We start from the raw sequence: 22122 nt of genomic DNA, 5'->3' as shown, positions 1-22122 counted from the left end.
GATGTTAGCAAAATCGTTTAAATCACTCGGGCAATTTTTATTAAGGTATGGATTAGCTTTAGCGTTCATATGGTTAGGTCTGATGAAACTTAAAAATAGCGAGGCTGATTACCTCAAAGATGTTTTGTCAAATTCAGCAATGTTAGGCTGGTTGTTAAAATACATTACTCCATATGCGTTTTCGCAACTGGTTGCTTACTTACAAATGCTCATAGGTATTATGATAGCAACAAAACCGGTTGCTCGCAAATTGTCTTTTGTGGGAGGAGTGCTTGCTACCATAGTTTTATTTTTGAGTGTTACCACTTTATTTACTTCTTCTTATGTGTGGCTCCCACCCTATGGTTTTCCAGAATTATCAAAGCTGGGGCAAAGCATTCTGAAAGATGTTATTTTATTAGGAGCAGCCATGTGGTGTGTTGGCGATTCGGCCTAAACAAACTTGATTGAATCTCATCCAAAACCAGGAATTAATAAATTGTATTTAATGAAAAATGTAACCGTTTTTTGTGCCTCAAGTCCCAAAGTTAAACAGGCTTATCTGGCCGAGGCAACTAGCCTGGCTGAAGAGCTGGTAAAAGCCAATTATAGAATAGTATATGGAGGTGGGGCTGTTGGGTTGATGGGAAATTTGGCTAATCGTGCGCTCGAACTAAATGGGCAGGTGAGGGGTATCATACCACATTTCATGGTTGAAGTGGAGTGGGAGCACAAAGGTGTTAGTGATATGGTGCATGTGGATGATATGGCCGAGCGAAAAAGATTGCTTGTAAAAGATAGTGATGCCATCGTGGTACTCGCTGGTGGTATTGGCACGCTTGAAGAGTTGTTTGAGGTGTTATCCTTAAAAAAGCTTGGGCAAATAACACAGCCCATTATCCTGGTTAACACAGGAGGTTTCTTCGACCCCTTGATTAAGATGCTTGAGAAATTAGTGGATGAGCAGTTTATGCGCGTTGAGCATAACGCCTTGTGGCATGTGGTTGAATCGTCGCAGCAGGTATGTCAGGCCATTGAAGAGCTGCCTGCATGGCATAATAATGCCATTGAGATAGCGGCGGTCAAATAAGTTTCTTTGGAGTTGTTGTTTGCGAATATATGCATTCGTATTTTTGATTACTTTTGTCGAATAGTGCTTTTTTTGGATGGGGAAAACAACGGTAACATATCAGCAAGCGCAGCAGGTTGCAGTCGATCAAACCGCTACAAGTGGTGATAGCCTGGCTACCAATAAAAGTTTGCGTACACCTATCCAGGAAATATCGACTGCAGCACCGAGGCATTTGCAAGTAAAACAAGCAGTGCCGCCAAAGAAGAAAATTTACAGAACCTGGTCCTCAGAGGACTCGGTTTATTTCAACCTTAAGTCATCTGATGGAGCAATAGGTATTGATAAGGTATCTTTGCCAAGTCAGCTAACAGTCGAAAAACAGGCTCTGGATAAGCCTGCAGCAGAATCTATTCAAATAGCTAAAGACACAAGTAATCAGCCTGTACAAAATGTTGTGTCTGTGCCACCACCTCCGGTCATACAGCGCAAGGGTTCCCCATTTGAGGAATCAAAAGACTGGCTGGCAGGCTTTATTTTGCTCGCTTTAATTGTAGCAGGTTTTATTAAACTTACGGCTGGAAAATACTTAAGTGACTTATTCTCATCGGTTCGTTATCAGCAGAGTGCTTCCAAGTTATTTTTCAGTGGTAATCTTCAAAATCAAAAGCCATCATGGGCACTTACCTTTTTGTTCTTTCTTTCAACATCAATGCTTATTTTTGAGTTTGCTCACCTGGGTGGCAAAAGTCCTCAGCGCTTTAGTCCTTTAGTCTTTTTTATATTGGTAAATGCAGGTGTGGTAGGCTATTTTATCCTTAAAAACCTGTTATATCGATTTGTGTCGGTGGTGTTTGAAGCGCATCAGGCTACCAAAGAATATTTATTTAATGCTAATATGCTAAGTAAGGTGTTTGGTATTGCGTGTTTACCAATCGTCAGCATTGTGCCATTTGTTGATGTGTTAACAGCTACCTTTTTGCTGAAAGCAGGTGTTGTACTATTTATCATCATGTACATAATTCAATTACTTCGCGGTGCAAAAATAATTTTACGCAGCCCTCTTTCAATTTTTTATATGTTTTTGTACTTTTGTGCCCTAGAAATTTTACCCTTATCAATACTTATTAAAGTAATGATATACTAGGGAATAGTAAATGAGGTAAAGGTTTAGTTGAATTTAAATTGTAGAACATTGAAGATTAAAAGAATACTGGTTTCACAACCCAAACCCTCAACCCCCAAATCTCCCTACTTTGATTTGGCCGAAAAAAGCAATCTGAAAATAGATTTCAGACCTTTTATTCAGGTAGAAGCGGTTTCAGCAAAGGAATTCAGGCAGCAAAAAGTGAACTTGCTGGATTATACAGCAGTTGTTTTTACCAGCCGGACAGCTATCGATCATTATTTCCGCATTGCTGAAGAAATGCGCGTTACTGTGCCCGATACCATGAAGTATTTCTGTATATCAGAAGCAACAGCTTTTTATTTACAGAAGTATATTGTGTACAGAAAACGTAAGATCTTCCACTCTACAGGAAAATTTGCTGATTTAGCTGAGGTAGTAAAAAAGCATAAAGATGAGACTTTCCTGGTGCCATTATCGGATATTCATAAGCAGGAAATTCCAACTTTGTTGAATAAAGCAAAGGTCAAGTATACAAAAGCGATTTTGTACCGTACAGTTAGTAGTGATTTAAGTGATCTTAAAGATGTTAACTACGATGTACTAGTGTTCTTTAGCCCTTCGGGAATTGCTTCATTAATGCAGAACTTCCCTGACTTTGTGCAGAACGATACCAAAATTGCTTCTTTTGGACCAGCTACAGCCAAGGCTGTGAAGGATGCAGGCTTGCGTCTTGATATTCAGGCACCAATGCCACAGGCACCATCTATGACAATGGCCCTTGAGCAGTACATCAAGAAATACAACAAAGGAAAATAATACATACAGCCTGAGGCTGATTAATCCTCTTTGTCTTTGGCAGAGAGGATTATTTTTATCTGATAATAATGGAACAGCAGCGGTTTACCTTTAGAAAGAATGAGCGTTTGTGCAGCCGCACAACCATTCAGGAACTGTTTACAAAAGGTCGGTCGTTTGTTAAATATCCGTTCCGGGTTAGTTACCTACCGGTAGAATCAAGTGATGATGTACCCATTCAATTGCTTATCAGTGTATCCAAAAAGCGATTTAAAAGAGCTAACAAGCGCAACCGTGTAAAACGACTTGTGCGCGAAGCATATCGTGTAAATAAACTTGATGCTTATTCCCAGCTGAAGGATACCAATGTACATTTAGCTGTTGCTTTTGTGTATTTGCCAAGTGAACTTCTTGATTTTGCTTCTGTTCAAAAGGGAGTGAAGAAAGCACTGAAAAAGCTAACTGATGAAGTCCGCAAGAATGAAGAAAAAGAATAGCATAGTGCGTTTTATTCATTATCTGCTATTTCTGTTGAAAAGCGGGCTGGTGGCTATTTTACTCATACCCGTTAAGTTGTACCAATGGTTTATTTCGCCCATTTTAGGGGCTTCATGCCGGTATACGCCCACTTGCTCCCAATACACCATTGAAGCGCTAAGAAAGCACGGGCCGTTCAAAGGTTTGTATTTAAGCATTAAGCGTATATTGAGCTGTCATCCGTGGGGTGGCCATGGCCATGATCCTGTTCCTTAAGCAGGTTGGTTTTTTTTCTTATATTGCCATTCAAAATATCGGAGGGAATAGAATGAATGGTAAATTAATGAAAGTGAAGAAGTATCTTTTAAGTTTTGCGCTATTACTGTTTACACTTGCTTCTTTTGGTCAGAAGAATACCCGAATAATTGGGACCTGGCTCACACAAGATGGTGATTCAAAAGTAAGCATCTCCCAAGATGCTGATGGCACTTTTGTAGGGCAAATCATATGGTTAAAAAATCCAACTGAGGAGAATGGTTCGCATAAACTGGATAAGCATAATCCGGACGAGGACCTACAGAAGCGTAAGATTATAGGTCTGAATATTCTTGAGAGATTCACCTATAACGATGATGAAGGAGAATGGACCAATGGTACCATATATGATCCTAAAAGTGGTAATACCTATAAATGCTACATGTGGTTTGATGGCAATCCTAATAAGCTGCAAGTGAAAGGGTATATAGGCTTTTCGCTGATAGGTAAAAAAGTTAGTTGGACACGAGTGGTGGGGGATGCCTAAAAGGTAAAACCTAACTGAACAGATAAGAAATCGGCCACACGGCCATGAGCCTTAAGATTAACGCCTGCTATAAAGTGGGCGTTAATTTTAGCCCTCAGGTAATAGTTCTGCAAAAGTAAATTAGGTGCTTTTTGCCCCTTCAACAGATAGGCTCCTATCTGCTGTCCAAAATAAAGTTTCCCCAGAATAAACTCGTTACCCACCAAAGGGGCTATACTCCATTGGTCCTTGTTGCTGGTTATCTCCGATGATTCCTGATACTCAATAAAAAATGAACCAGTAATTGCATTAATGCGCGATACCTGCCAGCTCCGATTGACGAAGCCTGTTATGACATTTTGATCATTAGTATGAGTGGTGTCTTCCTTTAATGAGTAGCCCATCAGGATATCCATCCGGGTTTCTTTTTTGAAATGATGCAGCCTTTTCGGAGGTGGTATAGTATAATGATGCATGGTATGTTCAACACCTAAGGCAATGACCGGGTAATTGATGCCCAGATTGGGTTGTTTGATTCCGCCATTGGAGATGTGTTGAAAAGAAGCTGTTGCTTTTATGGCCCATTCGTTAGTGAAGAAATAGTATACACTTCCTCCGCCAAACAAAGGAAAAGCCAGTTGGGTGCTGTATGTCAGGTTTTGTGGATTGCTTGCAGGGTGGTATGGATGACTCATAAATGCGACTCCCATGCCAGCTTTTAAGGAATATCGCCATCGTCTGCCGGATCTGATAAAAGGTTCTATGTAGGCCATGCCTGTGAGGGCAAATCCCAGATCGGAATGATCAAAGTTGACGTAATTAAGCCCTACACCCCATTTAATGAAGGTGCCAAATGTTTCCCTAATATTGTCTCTTAATAGTAGCTGGCTTAGTTCAAATTCCACCCCATAAGGATGCGTGCCATTATACGGATATAATGACTTGGTATGCACCTGAAATTGACCATAATAGGCTGATATGCCATAAAAAACAGGCGCGTCAGACTGGTTGATTTGTGTAAATGCACTTATGCTGTTAAGGATGAGGCAAAGGCAAATAATGGATAAATCAAATTTTATATGAGGAGTTAGTCTGAGCATCTTAACAAGTTAAGGTATATAGCTCTTAAATTCCCAATAAAAACCTTTTTAGGTTCTTTTTTTCCATGTACTTTTAGGGAGCATACCTAAAATGAAAAAACCATGTATTTGAAAAGTATAAATCCGGCTACCGGCGAAATCATCAGGGAATATGAGGAGTTTCATTCCGATGAGATAGATAATGCCATAGCGGCCAACTATGAAGCATACAAGGGCTGGAGAAAAGAGCCTGTTGAACAGAGGGCACAACTACTGATTAAAGCTGCAAAGGTGTTGCGTGATAAGCAGGAGGGATTGGCTTTCAATATAACAGTTGAAATGGGTAAAAACATTGTTGAAGCCCGTGCCGAAGTTGAAAAGTGTGCCAAAGTGTGTGAATATTATGCCCAAAATGGTGCCGGATTCTTAAAAAGTGAAATCATTCCAACAGAAGCCAGCTTATCATATGCATCCATGCAGGCCATAGGACCAGTTTTGGCCATTATGCCCTGGAACTTTCCTTTATGGCAGGTGTTCAGGTTTGCAGCTCCTGCATTAATGGCAGGTAATGTTTGTCTGTTAAAGCATGCCTCCAATGTACCGGCTTGTGCTTTGGCCATTGAAAACATATTTGTAGAGGCGGGATTTCCTGCAGACGTATTCAAAACACTATTGGTGCGAAGCAGTAAGGTTGAAAAGATAATTAGTGATAAGCGCGTTAAAGCAGTGACGCTTACAGGCAGCACGCCTGCTGGTAAAGCTGTGGCTTCGGCGGCGGGGCAGTACCTTAAAAAATGCGTACTCGAACTGGGTGGCAGTGATCCATACCTGATTCTGAAAGATGCCGATATTGATGCAGCTGTGGATGCATGTGTGGCAGGTCGCATACTAAATGCCGGACAAAGCTGTATAGGTGCCAAACGCTTTATTATTGTTGATGAGCTGTATGATGAATTTGCCACAAAGTTTACCGATAGGATGCGCGACATTACCATAGGCGATCCATTCGATGAAACAAAGGATATGGGACCTCTGGCTAAGTCGAGCTTTCGTGAGGATTTGCACCGACAGGTGGAGAGTAGCATAGGCAAGGGTGCAAAGCTGCTCACAGGGGGGTATATTCCCAATCGCGATGGGGCATACTATCCGGCAACGGTTCTGGGTGATGTGCAGCCTGGTATGGTAGCCTACCACGAGGAGTTGTTTGGGCCTGTGGCCTCCCTTATCAGAGCGCAGGATGAGGCCGATGCCATCAGGATTGCCAATGATTCAGTGTTTGGCCTGGGAGCAGCTGTATTTACAGGTGATACTGAAAGAGGCCGTCAGATAGCCGAGGAAGAGTTGGAGGCAGGCTGCTGTTTCGTGAATGATTTTGTGCGCTCCGATCCACGTCTGCCTTTTGGAGGTGTTAAGGAGAGTGGTTACGGCCGTGAACTATCGCATTACGGCATGAAAGAATTTATGAATATTAAAGGGGTGTATATCAAATAAGAACAAGATGCAAGGTGGTATCAACTCCGCTTTGCTGAAATGTAGCTTATCGGATGCAGAATTAACACATTAAAAAGATACATGGATTGTCGTCAGGCCTTAATTAAAGCAGCAGCACTCTGTTCACGCAAGGAGTATTGTACCACAGATATTCGCAAGAAATTAATCAACTGGGAATTGGGTGAAGAGGAGGTGGATGGGGTATTGGAGCGCTTAATAAATGAGAAGTTCATTGATGATCGTCGTTTTGCGAGCTATTATGTGAAGGATAAATTCATGTTTAATGGCTGGGGGCGAATCAAAATCCGTTTTATGCTGCGCAGTAAAGGCCTATCTTCATCAATTATTGATGAGGCTCTGCAACAGATTAAGGATGCAGATTATTCTGAAAAACTGGCAGAATTATTGCACAGTAAAAACCGGCAGATTAAAAACAAAGACGCCTGGCAGACAAAGGCGGCGCTTGTGCGTTTTGCTCAATCCAGGGGTTTTGAACCAGATATCGTTTATCGTTTAATCGACCAATATTTAGAAATATAACCTGAAGCAATTCATTATGAATAAACAAGCAAACTTAACTCTCCTTCTACTATTGGCATTTTTACTGATGCCAAACATTAGCGAAGCTAAGAAAAAGCCCTCCTGGGTAAAGCAACGGCCAAACGATCCGGCCTATTATATTGGTATTGCCAATGTGCCAAAAGCAGGTAGTGCCGTCGAGTATCGACAGGCTGCCAGAGGTGCCGCGCTAAAGCAAATGAGCAGTGAAATTAAAGTGAATATCTCTTCCAACTCGGTATTGCATAAGATTGAAACCGATTATGAATATAAAGAAGCCTATGAATCGAAAATACAGGCTTCGGTGGAGCAAACGCTGGAGGGCTATGAGGTTCTCACCTGGGAAGATAGAAAAGAATATTGGGTAATGACACGCCTGTCGAAGCAGAAATATGAACGTGCCAAACAGATGAAGCTGGATAAAGCCAAAATGATGGCCAGTTCATACCTGACCGATGCTTTCAAGGCCATTGATGATTACGATGCTTACTCGGCTTTAAATTATCTGGCCAAAGGTGTTATCAGCCTGAGGGATCATCTTGAAGAGGATTTAACCTATAAAACTGTTGACGGGACCTACAATGTCGGAACCGAACTGTTTAGTACTATTCAGGATGTCTTTCGCAGGGTACAACTGATGCCAGTGCAATCAAACTACCAGATACAGTTTTCGAAAAAGCTGGAAGTGCCGATTGGTGTTAATGCTACTTTTACTGGTAAAGCAGGCGAGAAAAGGCCATTAGTTGGCTTCCCTTTAAAATATGAGTTTACCAAAGGTGAAGGTATTCTTACGGCTCAGAGCAAGACCAACTACGATGGTTATACGTCGGTATCCATTACCAGGTTGATATCAAAACGAAAGATGCAGGAAATAACCGCCGGTTTTGATTTTTCGCATGTGGCCGAATCGGAGATGGATGATGAAGTTAAGCGCCTGCTGAAGGTGTTTTTCCCTGTGAAGCAAATGCCTGCGGTTGGTATCACCATTGAAGTTCTTAAATCAAAAGCTTACCTGGTAAGTGAAGAGAAAGTATTTGGAAAGCTGGATGATAAAGGGGCTTTTACCGGTATGCTTAAAACCGAGCTTAATGAGAACTTTTTTACTTTTACAAGTGACATGAATGAGGCTGACTTTGTAGTGACTGTCAACTCTAATTTTGTAGCAGGTGATGAACGAAAAGGGCAGGGCTACTCAGTATTCACCGTTTTTGCCGATTTTAATATTGTCATTCAGGATATTAAAAGCCAAACAGAAATATTCGCCGATAACCTGACGGGCATCAGAGGAATGCGACCAGGTAACTATGAATACGCATTAAAAGATGTAAGAATAAAGCTGATTGAGCAGTTTAAAGAACAGATTGAACCTCGCCTGGAGCAGGTCAATATGTAAGCACTGTTGAACCATATTATTAAACCCGGAATGATTGTCATTTCGGGTTTTTAGTAACCATACGTATGTAGGATCGTAATACCGTGTGATAAACACCTGATAAAATGAGAAAAGCTTTTATACTAATATTTTTATTGCTGGGAGCCAGCATTAGCCTGATGGCTCAGGATTCAAAGCGTGTAACTGCAAAGGAGTTTTATGCATTAATACAGCAGCATCCTGATGCTTTAATAGTAGATGTTCGGCCGGCCGGAATGTTTGCAAAATACCGTCTGCAAAATGCCATGCCAGCGCCCGAGAAAGCTGATTTAATAGAGCTGACAAAAGTAGTTCCCAAATCAGATACTATTTTTCTGTATTGTGAGAAAGATATTCGCACGCGACCGGCTGCTGAAATACTGCAAGGTTTAGGGTATACCAATATTATTGAACTGAAAGGTGGGCTGGTTAGCTGGCGTCGTTATGAGCTACCACTGGATGAAGAAAAGCTGAAATAAGGCCGTTGGAACTGTATAAAAATGCCCTGCATCGTCTGTGAAGCAGGGCATCCTTTTTATTGTCATTTTTTTATTCTTTGATTTTAAAAAAGCTGATGACATCATTGAGTTTTTGAACCTCTTCTGAGAAGGATTCGCTCAAATCCGATATCTTATCAGCTGCAGCAGCATTACCCTGCGATACGCTGTCGAGCTCCAAAATGGCTTTGTTAACCTGTTTTGAACCTTCATTTTGCTCCATGGAAGCTGCTGAAATCTCTGATACCAGGTTATAGGCCCTCTGGATATCGGGCACCAGGCTTTCAAATATTTCACCGGCACGTATCGCGATGTCAACACCTGCAGTTGCTTTCTCTCGTATCTCATTGGCCGACTCGCGACTTCTCTCGGCCAGTTTGCGTACCTCAGCCGCCACCACTGCAAATCCTTTACCTTCCTCTCCGGCTCTGGCTGCTTCAACAGCAGCATTGAGTGAGAGGATATTCGTTTGCATAGCTATTTCTTCAATAATTTGCACTTTTTCGGCAATTAGCTTGATGCCTTCAACCGCCCGCTTAACAATCTCGCCACCGTCACTTGTCTCTTTAAAGGCTTGTGACATAATGTTTTCAGTTTGCTTAGAGTTGTCGGCATTCTGACTGATGTTAGCGCCCATTTCTTCCATGGAGGCCGATACCTCTTCGGTGGAGGTAGCCTGTTGCATCGAACGGCTCGACAATTCGTTGGCCGAGTCCGTAAGTTTTGTACCACCTTCTGAAATGAGTAAAGCTGTTAGCTTGGCCTGCGAGATGACTTCAGAAATCTTACTGGTCATCTTACTGAATGTTTGTGCCAGCTGACCAATTTCATCGGCGCGTGTGACTAGCCCTGCATCAATATTCACACTCAAATCTCCTTCGGACAGAGAGTGAGCCACTTTATTCAGTTGTAATATGGGTTGCGCCAGCGATCTTGAAATGAAAAAGGCCAGGGTCAATGCCAATAGCAGGAAGATAATCCCAATTACAAAGGTGATGTTTCGAATGGGATTAAGCATGCTTACCAGCTCGTAGCTGGGAACCGACATAATAATTTTATGTCCTGTATTGCCAATGTTCATATATACAATTTCATTCGCTTCGTCATCAATCATATATTCACTGATCAACCCTTTATCAATTGCAGTCACAATTTCGCTTGCAACTTCTCCCAATACTTCATTTAGCGATGTGTTAATGTCATTATTATCCTGGGCAAGTTTTATGATACCACTGTCATCCACAACCCATAATTTACTACCTGCGCTAAATTTTCTTTGGGTTAGCTCATTAACGAGGAAGTCAATATTCATACCAACACCTGCAACGCCTAATGGGTTTTCAGCACTTCCCATTATAACGTTAATGAACAGGGCTGATTGATTAAGTTCTCGGTTAAAGTCAAGATTGGTCTGAATCCGTTTGTGACTATCTTTGATTGTACTAAAGAACCAAACATCATCCGGATCGTCTTCTGAAATCACATCGAGAAGAACATGATCTTTAGACCAGAAGTTACGCGTACGATTATTGACCGCAAAAGCAGTTAAATAACCAAATTCATCAACTGCTGAATCGATCTTGTCCAAACAAAGCGACTTAATGTCTTCATTACTTTCGTCGTTCTCAAACCAGTTCGAAATTAACGGATCGCTTGCAAGGCTGATTGAGGTTTCAATGGCCTTTTCAAAGCCTGCACGTAAGTTGCTTTGTGAAGCCTCTAAAAAGGAGTGAAGTTGTTGAGTTCTGATGTTTTCGGTTAAGGTGTTGCTTACTGAGTAATAGAAAGTAAAACTCACAGCTGCAATAACCATAAAAACGACAGCTCCAAAAGATAGCAATATCTTGGAGCGAATGCTTCGAAGTTGCATACAACATACTTTTTTTAACCGGGTAGACCGGTATTTGTTAAACACTTATAAATTCCCATTTTGGTAAAGGCAGCCGTTGGTTGGCCGATTGTTTTCCCTATTCCTTTAGCAATGAGTTACAATACGAGATATATATCAAATGGTTATAAGATCTTTGAAAAAAATATTGCCCTTATTTTGAGTGTATGTCAAGCTTCATTTTATCTCATAAAAAAAGGCACCATTGGTGCCTTCTTACTTGCGGTAGATGTATAATAGTTTATCGTTCGCTGTATTGTTTCTGATAATAATTCTCGTAGTCGCCTGAGATAATATTATTCAGCCACTCCTCGTTGGCCAGGTACCAGTCCACCGTTTTTTCAATGCCTTCCTCAAACTGCAATGAAGGTTCCCACCCCAGCTCGTTCATCAGTTTTGATGAGTCGATGGCATAGCGCAAATCATGACCGGCACGATCTTTCACAAAAGTGATGAGCTTTGCAGATTCGCCTTTGGCACGCCCCAGTTTAGTATCCATCACCTCGCATAACTTATGGATGAGATCAATATTGGTCCATTCGTTAATGCCGCCAATGTTGTAAGTTTCCCCGTTTTTGCCCTTATGATAGATGAGGTCGATAGCCCGTGCGTGGTCAAGTACATACAGCCAGTCGCGTATGTTTTCGCCTTTGCCATAAATAGGAATGGGCTTATTGTTTTTAATGTTGTTGATCGACAGGGGAATGAGTTTCTCGGGGAACTGGTTGGGACCGTAGTTGTTGGAGCAGTTGGATATCACCACTTGCATGCCATAGGTATGATGATAGGCGCGCACCAGGTGATCGGAACTGGCCTTTGATGACGAATAGGGGCTACGTGGGTCATAAGCGGTTGTTTCAGTAAACAGGCCGGTTTCGCCCAGTGAGCCATATACCTCATCGGTGGAAATGTGGTAAAACAAGTGTTGGTCCATCTGGTCTTTCCACACTGTTTTGGCCGCATTTAGCAGGTTAACCGTACCCAGAATATTGGTTTTGATAAAAGCCAGCGGATCGGAGATGGAGCGATCGACATGCGACTCGGCAGCCAGGTGGATAACACCGTCAAATACATGCTCGGCAAACAGCGTGTTCATATGCTCCGCATCAGTGATATCCCCTTTAATAAAGGTGTAATTATCTTTGTTTTCTATATCCTTCAGGTTCTCCAGGTTGCCCGCATAGGTGAGGGTATCCAGGTTAAAAATGTGGTAATCGGGGTATTTCTCAACAAATAACCTTACCACATGCGAACCAATAAAGCCGGCTCCGCCGGTAATCAATAGCTTTTTCATATTTCAATATCAAAGTTTATCCCGGGTAGTGGGAGAGTCAAACAAAAGTATCAAGATTATTATCAAGTTACAAGCTTAGTTTTACTAGCAATAAAAAAGCCTCAAAGATGAGGCTTTTTAGTCTTTATATCTTAATCTGACGCTTACGCACCTGCAGGTCCCTGGTATTTGGCATCGCCAAAACCTAGGATTGGATAAAAGATAAAGCCAAGGAAGATTAAGCCCAATGTAAAGCCAACGTCTTTTCCAAAGCTTTTTGCCAATAAGTTAGCCACCCAGATAAGAAGGATAATATTGACAACAGGTATTAGCATCAATAGCAGCCACCACCATGGTTTGCCTACAATTTCAAGTAATACAATAGTGTTGTAAATTGGAATTAAACATGCCCAGCCGGGTTTCCCTGCCTTTTCAAAGATCTTCCACATTGAGGCAATTAGCAAAACAATAACGGCCATATAAATTATACCGCCAAATAATCCTACATCTTCCATAAATCTGTTTTTTATTGGTTAGAAATCGTGTGGATGACCACACCGTTAAAAAATTGCAGCTTGAATATAAACAAAAAAACAGGACAACCTGAGGATTGTCCTGTTAAAAAGTTTTCTGCCAAAGAGCTTATTTAGTGGACTTCTCAATTATGGAATGTCCATTTTATCTTTAGTTATACACTTAAACCAGAGTGCTTTTATTGCTGAACCAAACTGTTGTCTTCGTTTGATTCAGGTGTGGCCGGTGTATCGGTAGTGGCTGGTTTTAAGCGCTTAAACAGATAGCGTGTGATGTATATGCCATTGTTATCATCCTTTCCTCCGTAACTCTCAACGCCAGTGTTCACAAAGGCCAATTCCCAGCCATCCTGCATCATCTGGTTAATCTTTGATGTCAGCAGAGCATCATTGGAAGCGATGTTCTGAAAACGAATACCGCCCACGTTGAAGAAGTTAAGCAGTTTAGTCTCATCGTAATCTTTAATACGGATGTCTGACCGGTCACTTTTGTTGCGATCGCCACTTTCGGCTGTCTGGGTTGTTGTAAATTGTTTATAGTCTACCTCCGAGTCGGTAGAGATAAGGCGCGATCGTCCTACTCCATTGGGTACAATAGATTCGATGCTGGTAATAATTTTCACCTCATAAACGGGTTTGTCTTGAGCAAAAGAAGCTGTTGTGACTAGCAAAACGATTAAGGTTGTAATCAGGTTTGTTTTCATTGTTATATGCTTTAAGAATATCATTATTATATGTTACTAATTTTGTTGAAAGACTTTTTATCAGTCTATTGTACTAGTTTTCTGAAATAATAGCGGGTCATAAAAAGGCCGTTGGGATCGTTATTGTTCTCGCTGGCGCTATTGTCGTCCAGCAGCATTTTCATCCCCATCTTAAACAGCTCTTTTTTAACCGTTATATCTGCCATTTTGCTCTCAACGCCTGTTGATACAAAAAACAGTTCCCAACCATCGGTCAGCATGCTATTAATTTTGGATGTTACCAGCGCATCGTTACTGGCTACATTTTGAAAACGAATACCGCCGGCATTGTAGAGGTTTAGCAGTTTTGTTTCTTCGTATTCCTTTAGGCGAATGTCTTTCCGGTTGCTCTTGTTTCTGTCCTTCGTGTCAGCTGTTTGGTGTGAGGTGAAATCGAGGTAGTCTACCTTGGCCTGCGTGGAGATCATCCGCGATCGCCCGGCACCTCCGGGTACCAGTGATTCAATGCAGGTGAGTACCTCTACCTCGTACCTGGGTGTCTGGGCCTGCATGTCGTAGCAGCAGATCCCAATCATAAGGGATAGTAGTAGAATTACTTTGGTCATGGTGTTTTAATTGTTTGTAATAAATGATTAGCAAACTATATTGCCTGTTTGAAAGGTCATATGATGATGACTCGTGTTGTTGCAACAGTTATAAGAAAAACAACTGGGTATTTACACGTATGTTATGTTAGTTTAAATGTGACAGGCAGTGTTTATGTAGGTATATAAATATCTATGGGAGAGCAAAAAAAAAGCTGCCAGAATTAACTGACAGCTTACGAATATTGTTATAAGTGATGACTTATTAAAGGCCTCTCACATTTTTTTCCCAGGCCCAGGCCGAGGCTAAAGTTTCCTCAAGTGTTTTCTCAGCTTTCCAGCCTAACTCGTTGTTACCATAGGTGGTGTCGGCCCATATTTTTTCAATGTCACCGGCACGTCGGTCCACCAGCTTGTATTTCAGGTCAACACCTGTTACTTCAATAAAGGATTTTACCAGCTGCATCACCGAGTAGCCTGAACCGGTTCCTACGTTAAAGTACTCGTAGTTGGCTTTTGTCTGTCCATTCAGCATGCGATCGATAGCTACAACGTGTGCTTTGGCCAGATCAACTACATTGATGTAATCGCGAATAGCCGTGCCGTCTTCAGTATCGTAGTCATCGCCAAAAATGCTTAGTTCTTCACGAAGGCCGGCTGCGGTTTGCGTGATAAATGGCACCAGGTTATTTGGTACGCCTACCGGCAGCTCACCAATCAGTGCACTTGGGTGTGCGCCAATCGGGTTGAAATAGCGCAGTGCAATGCAATTGATGGCTTCATTGGCCTTGCAGTAATCACGCATAATGTCTTCGCAAATGGCTTTGGTGTTACCATAAGGTGATTCGGCTTCTTTGCGGGGAGTTTGCTCAGTAACAGGTAGTACTTCAGGTTGCCCGTAAACCGTACACGACGATGAGAATACCATGTGAGGCACCTTATACTTGTTCATGCACTCCAGCAGGTTCATCAGTGAGCCCATGTTGTTGCGGTAATACTCCAGCGGTTTCTGTACCGATTCGCCAACGGCCTTATAAGCTGCAAAGTGAATGATGGCATCAATGTTGGGGTACTTCTGGAAGAAGTTGTCGGTGAGCTCGCGTTCAGATAAATCGAAATTTTCAAAAGCCGGACGAATACCAGTGATTTTTTCGATGTTGTCCAGTACTTCAATTTTGGAATTAGACAAGTTGTCTACAATCACCACGTCGAATCCTTTTTCCTGCAATTCAACCACGGTGTGTGATCCAATGTAACCTGTTCCTCCGGTTACTAAAATCTGCTTTGCCATTAGTGTAGCTTTCTTTTTAACCTGATTGTGTGTTTCATTCAGGTTGAACTTACAAACAGCGACTGACTACTTACGTTTAAGTGGAAATCTGCACTCTGCTTGTTCGTTTCATAGTTAAACGAGCTTCAAAAGTACGAAATCGTTTGCAATGAGCGGATCAATTGTAGCTGTATTTTATCATGTAAGCTCTTAATAAACGTTAAAAGTACTTTTATTATTAGCGACAGGCTATTAGTACTAACAGTCAGTGGGATAACTTATTCACACTGGTGGATTGTGTTTGTTGCCTCAAATTTAGTAACTTAGCACATTATTAGCGGGAGGTGGTTAATAAGTTGGTTGTTTATCAACCGGTTTTCAACACTTTACCAACAGATGTTGAAAGAAAGTTAATATCCTCAGGCACGTTTTTGTTAATTTTGCAGGTATGACAACAGTTAGCCAACAAATATCGAATCTATTGTTCACACATGAGTGTGTGATTGTTCCTGGTTTAGGTGCTTTTGTATCGAGTCCGGTAAGTGCCGTGCGCGATATGGATAAAAACCTGTTTTTACCACCATCAAAAGAAATTGGTTTTAATCGCAGCCTCTCGCACAACGACGGACTGCTGATTAGTACATTGGCGCAGCAGAATGGCATCAGCTACGGCAAAGCCAAGGTAATGGTGGAAGAGTTTGTGGCTTCGGTTGAGGCTAAGGTGAATGCAGGAGGCAAAGCGCTAATCGAAAAAGTAGGTACTCTGCAGAAAGATGCACTGGGCTACTTGTTGTTTGTGGCTGATGAATCGGAGGCTTACCTGACTGATGCTTATGGCCTGTCGTCTTTCCATTTTACACCTGTGGTAGCACCTCAGAAGCCGATGGTTGAAAACCGTCAGGTACGTCGTTTGCTGCAGCCTGTTAGTTTGAAACAGATTGCAGCGTCTGTGGCTGTGTTGGTTGGTTTGTTTGCTATTTCTCAGAGTGTGGAAAACCCGCAGCTTAAGAAGAGTATGAACGCGGCCAGTACCATCTCGTTTGTGATGCCGGAAACACCAACCGAAGCAAGCTATGAGGTGCAGCCTGCCGAATTAAAAGAGGCAGAGCTTGCAGCTGAAGAAGCGACACCTGTAGAGAAGAATAGTTACTACCTAATCGCGGGTAGTTTTAAAACAGAGAACCAGGCGCAGCGCTTCCTGAATATTGTCCATGAGATGGGCGAGCAGCAGGCTTTCGTGTTGCCAAGTCCCAATAATCGTTACCGCGTGGCTATTGATGGTTATGCTGACAAAGCCGAAGCCATTGCCGATATGGGCGTGTATCGTCAGAAAGAAGATTTTAAAACAGTGTGGGTGCTCACACAACACTAAGAAACGTTTGTACTTAATATAGTAAGGCTGCGGCAGGTTTATTCTGTTGCAGCCTTTTTTTTAAGCACAGAGGACATAAAATATATAAGGAATGCATCTTGATGAGCAGGGTGTAAATTAAAGATGCGTTCCTCAATTTTCGTAGATGTTAATAAGAAGATGCGCGCCTTTCTTTTCTTCATTTTCAGGTCGGTAAGAAAGGTTCACCGCAGAGGGCTCAAAGTACACAGAGAAGTTCATCTAGGGGTATTTACGGGCAAAACTATCTAGAATACACTTTGTGTTCTCTTTTAACTCAGCGGTAAATAAAGATTAGCTAAAGGGCGCAGTGAATGCCGTGCGATCCTTAATTCTAAGTTCTTTCAGCTGCTGCTTCTACCTGCCTGAAAACCCTCAGGAAGTTACCGCCCCATATTTTAGCAATATCCGTCTCGGTATAGCCGCGCTTCACCAGTTCTTCGGTAATTTTTGGAAAGTCGGCCACATCGACACAGTCGCTCAGCCCGCCACCGCCATCAAAATCGGAGCCGATTCCTACATAATCAATGCCCACCAGTTTTACCACATAGTCGATATGATCCACTGCATCGGCAATGCTCGGAAGCAGGGGTGGGTAGTGCTCATCTATAGCCCGCCACTCGGCCCAGGCTTGCTTGCGTTGTTCATCGCTGCTATAGTTCCAGTTATTGTACTTAATGCGCAGCTCTTCGTGCTTCAGGTAATTGAGTGAGGTAGTGTCTTCGGGTTGTATATAGGCGCCCAGTATGCATATCTGTATCACACCACCTTTGGCCGCCAGCAGTTTAATCATGCTGTCATCCATATTGCGTGGATGGTCACAGATGGCACGCACCGATGAGTGTGACGCAATAACCGGTGCAGTACTTTGGTCCATCACATCGTAAAAGGCTTTATCAGATATGTGCGATACGTCAATGATCATACCCAGCCGATTCATCTCTTTAACCACTTCATTGCCAAATGGGCTCAGTCCATCGTGCTCGGGACCTTCCTTATCTGTGGATGAATCGCATATATCGTTGTTTTTGGTGTGCGACAGGGTAATGTAGCGCACGCCTCGGTTGTAAAATTCTTCCACACGACTGGCTTCCTTGTTAAGCGGAAAGCCGTTTTCCATGCCCAGGTAGATGGCCCGCTTACCTGCTTGCTCCAAACGAATGGCATCTTCAGCTGTGTAGGCCAGTTCGGCTATCTGGCTGTTGGCCTTAACCGCTTTCTCGGTGGAGTCAATCATCTCATGTGCCATCTGGTAGGCCAGTGTATTGTTCTCGTCGGTGCGCTGTCGCTGCCCGGTAAAAATGGCGAAGAAGATGGCATCGAGTCCGCCTTTCTCCATACGTGGTAAATCTACCCGGCTTGATGGTGCCTGGTGCTCCTTTCCAATATCAAACGTATCGCGCAAGAAACGCATGGGAGTATCCACGTGTGTGTCAATGGTGATAGCCTGGCGATGTGCTTCGAGCGCATCCGCAGGTTTTAGCTCGCACGACGACAGGCCGGTGAGTAGGAGGCATACAATGCCCAGTGCTTTCATATTCATGCGTGTAGATTTTGTGCAATGATAGTTAAAATGTGAGAATCTGCCATGGTATGCACATTGAGAGTTAGTTATGTTAATCTATATATTTAAATTAATCAGGTGTATTTGTTCATTAGTCATAATAAATCAACCGTTAGTCAAGCAAATGGTATTTTTCCCTTCAAAAAGGTGTTACGTTTCTGGTTTTCTGCAATTAACTAATAGAGGCTCTTTGTGTGCACAGTTATTTATAGGTGCTAAAAGTGCCTTGATAAGTAGGATGTTAACATGCCAAAAACCAAATTAATCTTAAAACAGAAACAGTATGAGTGATTCACGAAATCAAATTTCAATGGTGATGGCCGAAGAGGCCAAAGCGCAAATTATTGATTTGCTGAAGCAAATTACAGACTTAATGCCCTTTTTAACAGGGCTGACACCGGAGCAGCGTAAGCGACTGCCCAAGATTGAAAAACGCAATAAAACATTCGTTAAGGATGTGGAAGCTGTGATTAAAAATGATGCCAGCTTGTTGCCATCGTATGTTAAGCCCGATGAGATGGCTAAGGATTTAGAATTGTATGAGCAGCTGGAAGAGTTATTAACGCCCTTAGGCTACCTGTACGATCGCGTTCGCGATACACAGATGCTGGCAGGTTCGGAAGCTTATACGCAGGCATTAATGGTGTATAACATGATTAAGGCCGCTAATAAAGCCGGTTTGCCTGGCGCCAACAGCTTGTATAACCAGCTGAAAGGCCGCTTTGACCGAAGCAGTGCTGTAAGCACCGATGAGATAAGTAATAATTAATCATATCAAACAATGGCATGGAGCATCAATGGTGCAGGGGGGTACTTCTGAAGTACCCCCTTTGTGTGTAAAACAGCAGGCAGGAGCTGCTAAATACCAATAGGGGGCTTGCAAATACCATTAATGGACAGATTGCTGCCAATGATATGTACTCGCATATGATAGGCGGCCTGCCTGGTGCCACCGACGGGCACTTTTTAGTGATGTGTGCACTCCAATGGTGCCAGGGTGTGCAGCAAAGCCTGCGCTTTTAATAACAACCTGTAAGTGAACAGCCGGACATGTACCCCAGTGGGTAAAATGGGCGCGTGCCTGTTCATCAACGGCCCATTACTCACCCAAAAGTGCTCGTTAATGTGGAAATTGTGCTTATTGATAATACAAATGGGCCCCATGGTTTGACTGTAAGTTAAAGCCTTTGCAAGACTGCATATGTCCATGCATTAGAACAGTAGTTGTGTGCTTAAATAGAGACCAGGTGTGTCGCTGCAGGCCATCTATTTTAATGTATAAATCGGTATAATATTGCTTTATTATTGGTATGTTTATGTTGCTTTTGGACAGAGTATATAATAGCACACGCATTATATATATGGTACGATAAGAGCAATATAAAGTGTTGAATACATCACATATAGGCCCATATTACGGCACTATGGTGCAATAGCCACAGAAATTTACACCTATGTATCTGCACAAAGCTTTAAAAATATAATGAATCCACTCGATGACATCTTGAATGCTTAACATATAAAGGTGCACAATACTTGCCTATATGGCATGTATTGTGCACCTTTAGAATTCGTATAGAAGAAATATACGCCATACACTTATAAAAACGTTAGCAGCAATCAAAAATGAAACAGCACTATAACATAAAATGGTTGACCGAGAAAATTGAAAGCGGAGATTCTTTGAAATATCTGTATTTCTGGGGACACACAAAAAAACAAGACCAAGAAGTAGGTAACTTTTGTTTCAGTCAGTGGTATGAAAGTTCTTTTGAAATTAATGGATTAACTTATAAAACAACTGAACACTGGATGATGGCCCAAAAGGCTCTGCTGTTCGGTAACAAAGAAATATTCGAACAAATAATTGATTGCGAAAAACCTGGTGAAGCCAAAGAACTTGGAAGACAAGTAATCGGATTTGACGAAATTACATGGAAAGAAAACCGATTCAATATAGTACGAATTGGAAATATACATAAGTTCAATCAGAATCGTGATTTGGGAGAATATCTTCTAAAAACAGGAAATCGAATTCTCGTTGAGGCTAGTCCAGTTGATACAATTTGGGGAATCGGATTGACCAAAGACAGTAAAGACATTGACAACATCTATGCGTGGAGAGGGTTAAACCTGTTAGGTTTCGCACTTATGGAAACACGCGATTTCTTAAGCGAATTTGGTTTCTTTTCGGAATTGACTAATGGACTAATAGCTCCTTGGTTAAAATTTCCAGACATTGAGTACAACGACATGTTTTGGAGAATGGGTAAAGGAGAACAGTTTATGACTGAATTTGCTAAGTCATATCATAATTTAACAGAAAAAGAACAGACAATATTTAAGTTGACCAATCCAGAACCATACAATTGGAAAGGTTTTTATGACTAAGAATAAATGCTGCTAACATGCCGCAATAAACCATGCCTTGCCGAGTCTGGGTTTTGGACTTCGACTCCCGCGTGAGCCAAGGAGAAATTAAGTAAGCGAATATACCACACGCAACGGCACGCTTCATGCGGCAGGGACGTTGGCACCAATATTAAGACAGATACAAACATGAAACATATGAGTACGATTTTATGGATTAGTTTGACAATTGTTGTTGTTTTCGGATTACTTAATAGAAATTCACTTTTTAAAAAATCATCTAGTAACCAGACAAATAATCAAGTTTCGGTCGAGCCGGATACTAATGATATATTAAATTCAACTGAACTTAAGGATAAATTCGAAAAATTGGGATTAGGTGAACATTGGGATAAATTTGAACCTTTGCTTAGAAATGAGATTAGGATAATAACAACCGTATCAGATTCTGAAAATCTTGACCTTGGACAATCAAAAATTGGTGGACAACCTGATTTGCCACAAGAAGTTGATTGGTTTAAAGAGAATAATGATAAACCTCTTTCATTCATCGCACAGATTAATTTGAGTGAGATTCATTCTTTCGATAAGGATAACTTACTGCCTGATAGAGGAATTATATATTTCTTTTATTCTGCGGAACAGGAGGCATGGGGATTTGACCCAAAAGACAAAGATAAGTTTAAGGTGTATTATAGCACAGAGACTGATAACTTGACTAGACAAGAGTTTCCAAGTGATTTACCTGATTATTCAAGATTCAATGAATGTAAATTAGAAATTAAAACAACTGTTGGATTACCGAGCTGGGAGAATGAATTTGTACAAAAAAATCTTTCGGAAAAAGAAATTGACCAATATCTTAATTTACCTCAGGATTATTCAATAAATAAAATGCTTGGATACGCAAACAATATCCAAAGCGAAATGGAACTTGAGTGTCAATTGGTGACAAATGGATTATATTGCGGTGACCCATCAGGTTACAATGACCCAAAAGCAAAAGGACTAGAAAAGGGTACTAAAGACTGGATTTTATTATTACAAATAGATTCCGAAGATGAAAAAACAGGAATGATGTGGGGAGATGTTGGTCGTTTGTATTTTTGGATTAAAAAGGAGGATTTAAAAAATAAGGATTTCAATAAAACTTGGATGATTTTACAATGTTCATAAAAATACTGGTGCCAATAACTAAGCGTTCTGGCTGGTTGAAAACCAGAGTCTGAACGCGGTGTTGCCGACAACCGGTTAGAAATCACTATCTATGGGGATTGATA

General features: G+C 41.7%; 23 protein-coding genes. 15 read left to right on the top strand and 8 right to left on the bottom strand.

Annotation, left to right across the window (positions count from 1 at the left end; translation table 11 throughout):
- Position 1 precedes the first annotated feature (1 nt).
- The 7 genes from KDU71_RS21685 to KDU71_RS21655 all read left to right on the top strand — a co-directional run bounded on the left by KDU71_RS21685 (position 2) and on the right by KDU71_RS21655 (position 4251).
- Positions 2-436 carry a DUF417 family protein gene (locus tag KDU71_RS21685; RefSeq protein WP_212193223.1) on the top strand — a complete coding sequence of 145 codons (435 nt, stop codon included), beginning with the start codon at positions 2-4 and terminating at the stop codon, positions 434-436.
- Positions 437-487: 51 nt separating this feature from the next.
- A complete protein-coding gene (locus KDU71_RS21680; RefSeq protein ID WP_212193222.1) occupies positions 488-1069 on the top strand; it encodes an LOG family protein in 582 nt (193 codons plus the stop codon).
- Positions 1070-1145: 76 nt separating this feature from the next.
- Positions 1146-2195, top strand: a complete 1050-nt coding sequence (locus tag KDU71_RS21675; protein ID WP_212193221.1) for a DUF4271 domain-containing protein — start codon at positions 1146-1148, stop codon at positions 2193-2195.
- A 48-nt stretch (positions 2196-2243) separates the two neighbouring features.
- Positions 2244-2993: a uroporphyrinogen-III synthase gene (locus tag KDU71_RS21670; protein ID WP_212193220.1), complete on the top strand. Its 750-nt coding sequence runs from the start codon at positions 2244-2246 to the stop codon at positions 2991-2993.
- Between the two features lie 68 nt (positions 2994-3061).
- Positions 3062-3469, top strand: a complete 408-nt coding sequence (gene rnpA, locus KDU71_RS21665) for a ribonuclease P protein component (protein WP_212193219.1) — start codon at positions 3062-3064, stop codon at positions 3467-3469.
- Positions 3453-3725 (top strand): membrane protein insertion efficiency factor YidD, encoded by a 273-nt coding sequence (gene yidD, locus KDU71_RS21660; protein WP_212193218.1) that lies wholly within the window; start codon positions 3453-3455, stop codon positions 3723-3725. The genes rnpA and yidD overlap by 17 nt, the downstream gene beginning before the upstream one ends.
- Before the next feature lie 73 nt (positions 3726-3798).
- Entirely contained in the window at positions 3799-4251 is a 453-nt protein-coding gene (locus KDU71_RS21655; protein ID WP_212193217.1) for a DUF2147 domain-containing protein, read from the top strand.
- Here the strand turns inward: KDU71_RS21655 and KDU71_RS21650 are convergent.
- Positions 4248-5330: an acyloxyacyl hydrolase gene (locus tag KDU71_RS21650; RefSeq protein WP_212193216.1), complete on the bottom strand. Its 1083-nt coding sequence runs from the start codon at positions 5328-5330 to the stop codon at positions 4248-4250. The genes KDU71_RS21655 and KDU71_RS21650 overlap by 4 nt on opposite strands.
- Positions 5331-5432: 102 nt before the next feature.
- Between KDU71_RS21650 and KDU71_RS21645 the strand changes: the two genes are divergently transcribed.
- The 4 genes from KDU71_RS21645 (at position 5433) to KDU71_RS21630 (ending at position 9248) form a co-directional block, all read left to right on the top strand.
- Positions 5433-6800: an NAD-dependent succinate-semialdehyde dehydrogenase gene (locus KDU71_RS21645; RefSeq protein WP_212193215.1), complete on the top strand. Its 1368-nt coding sequence runs from the start codon at positions 5433-5435 to the stop codon at positions 6798-6800.
- An 81-nt stretch (positions 6801-6881) separates the two neighbouring features.
- A complete protein-coding gene (locus KDU71_RS21640; RefSeq protein WP_212193214.1) occupies positions 6882-7340 on the top strand; it encodes a regulatory protein RecX in 459 nt (152 codons plus the stop codon).
- A gap of 16 nt (positions 7341-7356) precedes the next feature.
- Positions 7357-8751: an LPP20 family lipoprotein gene (locus KDU71_RS21635; protein ID WP_212193213.1), complete on the top strand. Its 1395-nt coding sequence runs from the start codon at positions 7357-7359 to the stop codon at positions 8749-8751.
- A 104-nt stretch (positions 8752-8855) separates the two neighbouring features.
- Positions 8856-9248: a rhodanese-like domain-containing protein gene (locus tag KDU71_RS21630; RefSeq protein ID WP_212193212.1), complete on the top strand. Its 393-nt coding sequence runs from the start codon at positions 8856-8858 to the stop codon at positions 9246-9248.
- A 70-nt stretch (positions 9249-9318) separates the two neighbouring features.
- On the opposite strand, the gene KDU71_RS21625 is transcribed toward KDU71_RS21630, so the two are convergent.
- From KDU71_RS21625 to galE, 6 genes are all read right to left on the bottom strand, one after another.
- Complete coding sequence (locus tag KDU71_RS21625) at positions 9319-11136, bottom strand: methyl-accepting chemotaxis protein (RefSeq protein ID WP_212193211.1); 1818 nt, start codon at positions 11134-11136, stop codon at positions 9319-9321.
- Between the two features lie 259 nt (positions 11137-11395).
- Positions 11396-12448: a dTDP-glucose 4,6-dehydratase gene (gene rfbB, locus KDU71_RS21620; protein ID WP_212193210.1), complete on the bottom strand. Its 1053-nt coding sequence runs from the start codon at positions 12446-12448 to the stop codon at positions 11396-11398.
- Positions 12449-12591: 143 nt separating this feature from the next.
- Positions 12592-12942, bottom strand: coding sequence for a DUF5684 domain-containing protein (locus KDU71_RS21615; RefSeq protein WP_212193209.1), 351 nt, complete (start codon positions 12940-12942; stop codon positions 12592-12594).
- A gap of 197 nt (positions 12943-13139) precedes the next feature.
- On the bottom strand, positions 13140-13664 hold the full coding sequence (locus KDU71_RS21610) for a hypothetical protein (RefSeq protein ID WP_212193208.1): 525 nt from the start codon (positions 13662-13664) through the stop codon (positions 13140-13142).
- Positions 13665-13729: 65 nt separating this feature from the next.
- Positions 13730-14269: a hypothetical protein gene (locus KDU71_RS21605; RefSeq protein WP_212193207.1), complete on the bottom strand. Its 540-nt coding sequence runs from the start codon at positions 14267-14269 to the stop codon at positions 13730-13732.
- Between the two features lie 244 nt (positions 14270-14513).
- Positions 14514-15539: a UDP-glucose 4-epimerase GalE gene (galE, locus tag KDU71_RS21600; protein ID WP_212193206.1), complete on the bottom strand. Its 1026-nt coding sequence runs from the start codon at positions 15537-15539 to the stop codon at positions 14514-14516.
- Positions 15540-15966: 427 nt separating this feature from the next.
- On the opposite strand from galE, the gene KDU71_RS21595 reads away from it, so the two are divergent.
- The gene (locus KDU71_RS21595; protein ID WP_212193205.1) at positions 15967-16890 is read left to right on the top strand and encodes an HU domain-containing protein; all 924 of its coding nucleotides are present in this window, start codon (positions 15967-15969) and stop codon (positions 16888-16890) included.
- Positions 16891-17242: 352 nt separating this feature from the next.
- Here KDU71_RS21595 and KDU71_RS21590 read toward each other — a convergent pair whose 3' ends face one another.
- Entirely contained in the window at positions 17243-18451 is a 1209-nt protein-coding gene (locus tag KDU71_RS21590) for a dipeptidase (protein WP_212193204.1), read from the bottom strand.
- A 304-nt stretch (positions 18452-18755) separates the two neighbouring features.
- Between KDU71_RS21590 and KDU71_RS21585 the strand changes: the two genes are divergently transcribed.
- From KDU71_RS21585 to KDU71_RS21575, 3 genes are all read left to right on the top strand, one after another.
- A complete protein-coding gene (locus KDU71_RS21585; RefSeq protein ID WP_212193203.1) occupies positions 18756-19241 on the top strand; it encodes a hypothetical protein in 486 nt (161 codons plus the stop codon).
- An 857-nt stretch (positions 19242-20098) separates the two neighbouring features.
- Entirely contained in the window at positions 20099-20863 is a 765-nt protein-coding gene (locus KDU71_RS21580) for an NADAR family protein (protein WP_212193202.1), read from the top strand.
- 177 nt (positions 20864-21040) lie between these two features.
- Positions 21041-22018, top strand: coding sequence for a YwqG family protein (locus KDU71_RS21575; protein WP_212193201.1), 978 nt, complete (start codon positions 21041-21043; stop codon positions 22016-22018).
- Positions 22019-22122: the final 104 nt, after the last annotated feature.

Source organism: Carboxylicivirga sediminis (assembly GCF_018156225.1).
Taxonomy (GTDB): domain Bacteria; phylum Bacteroidota; class Bacteroidia; order Bacteroidales; family Marinilabiliaceae; genus Carboxylicivirga; species Carboxylicivirga sediminis.
Note: the sequence above shows the minus strand (reverse complement) of the source record. Positions and strands in the feature narration are given on the sequence as shown.

Coding starts and splice junctions, on each gene's coding strand:
- KDU71_RS21650 (WP_212193216.1), bottom strand. CDS start 5,330: ATGCTCAGACTAACTCCTCATATAAAATTTGATTTATCCATTATTTGC.
- KDU71_RS21635 (WP_212193213.1), top strand. CDS start 7,357: ATGAATAAACAAGCAAACTTAACTCTCCTTCTACTATTGGCATTTTTA.
- KDU71_RS21640 (WP_212193214.1), top strand. CDS start 6,882: ATGGATTGTCGTCAGGCCTTAATTAAAGCAGCAGCACTCTGTTCACGC.
- yidD (WP_212193218.1), top strand. CDS start 3,453: ATGAAGAAAAAGAATAGCATAGTGCGTTTTATTCATTATCTGCTATTT.
- KDU71_RS21630 (WP_212193212.1), top strand. CDS start 8,856: ATGAGAAAAGCTTTTATACTAATATTTTTATTGCTGGGAGCCAGCATT.
- KDU71_RS21585 (WP_212193203.1), top strand. CDS start 18,756: ATGAGTGATTCACGAAATCAAATTTCAATGGTGATGGCCGAAGAGGCC.
- rfbB (WP_212193210.1), bottom strand. CDS start 12,448: ATGAAAAAGCTATTGATTACCGGCGGAGCCGGCTTTATTGGTTCGCAT.
- KDU71_RS21645 (WP_212193215.1), top strand. CDS start 5,433: ATGTATTTGAAAAGTATAAATCCGGCTACCGGCGAAATCATCAGGGAA.
- galE (WP_212193206.1), bottom strand. CDS start 15,539: ATGGCAAAGCAGATTTTAGTAACCGGAGGAACAGGTTACATTGGATCA.
- KDU71_RS21685 (WP_212193223.1), top strand. CDS start 2: ATGTTAGCAAAATCGTTTAAATCACTCGGGCAATTTTTATTAAGGTAT.
- KDU71_RS21625 (WP_212193211.1), bottom strand. CDS start 11,136: ATGCAACTTCGAAGCATTCGCTCCAAGATATTGCTATCTTTTGGAGCT.
- KDU71_RS21680 (WP_212193222.1), top strand. CDS start 488: ATGAAAAATGTAACCGTTTTTTGTGCCTCAAGTCCCAAAGTTAAACAG.
- KDU71_RS21610 (WP_212193208.1), bottom strand. CDS start 13,664: ATGAAAACAAACCTGATTACAACCTTAATCGTTTTGCTAGTCACAACA.
- KDU71_RS21575 (WP_212193201.1), top strand. CDS start 21,041: ATGAGTACGATTTTATGGATTAGTTTGACAATTGTTGTTGTTTTCGGA.
- KDU71_RS21615 (WP_212193209.1), bottom strand. CDS start 12,942: ATGGAAGATGTAGGATTATTTGGCGGTATAATTTATATGGCCGTTATT.
- KDU71_RS21675 (WP_212193221.1), top strand. CDS start 1,146: ATGGGGAAAACAACGGTAACATATCAGCAAGCGCAGCAGGTTGCAGTC.
- KDU71_RS21595 (WP_212193205.1), top strand. CDS start 15,967: ATGACAACAGTTAGCCAACAAATATCGAATCTATTGTTCACACATGAG.
- KDU71_RS21580 (WP_212193202.1), top strand. CDS start 20,099: ATGAAACAGCACTATAACATAAAATGGTTGACCGAGAAAATTGAAAGC.
- KDU71_RS21605 (WP_212193207.1), bottom strand. CDS start 14,269: ATGACCAAAGTAATTCTACTACTATCCCTTATGATTGGGATCTGCTGC.
- KDU71_RS21590 (WP_212193204.1), bottom strand. CDS start 18,451: ATGAATATGAAAGCACTGGGCATTGTATGCCTCCTACTCACCGGCCTG.
- rnpA (WP_212193219.1), top strand. CDS start 3,062: ATGGAACAGCAGCGGTTTACCTTTAGAAAGAATGAGCGTTTGTGCAGC.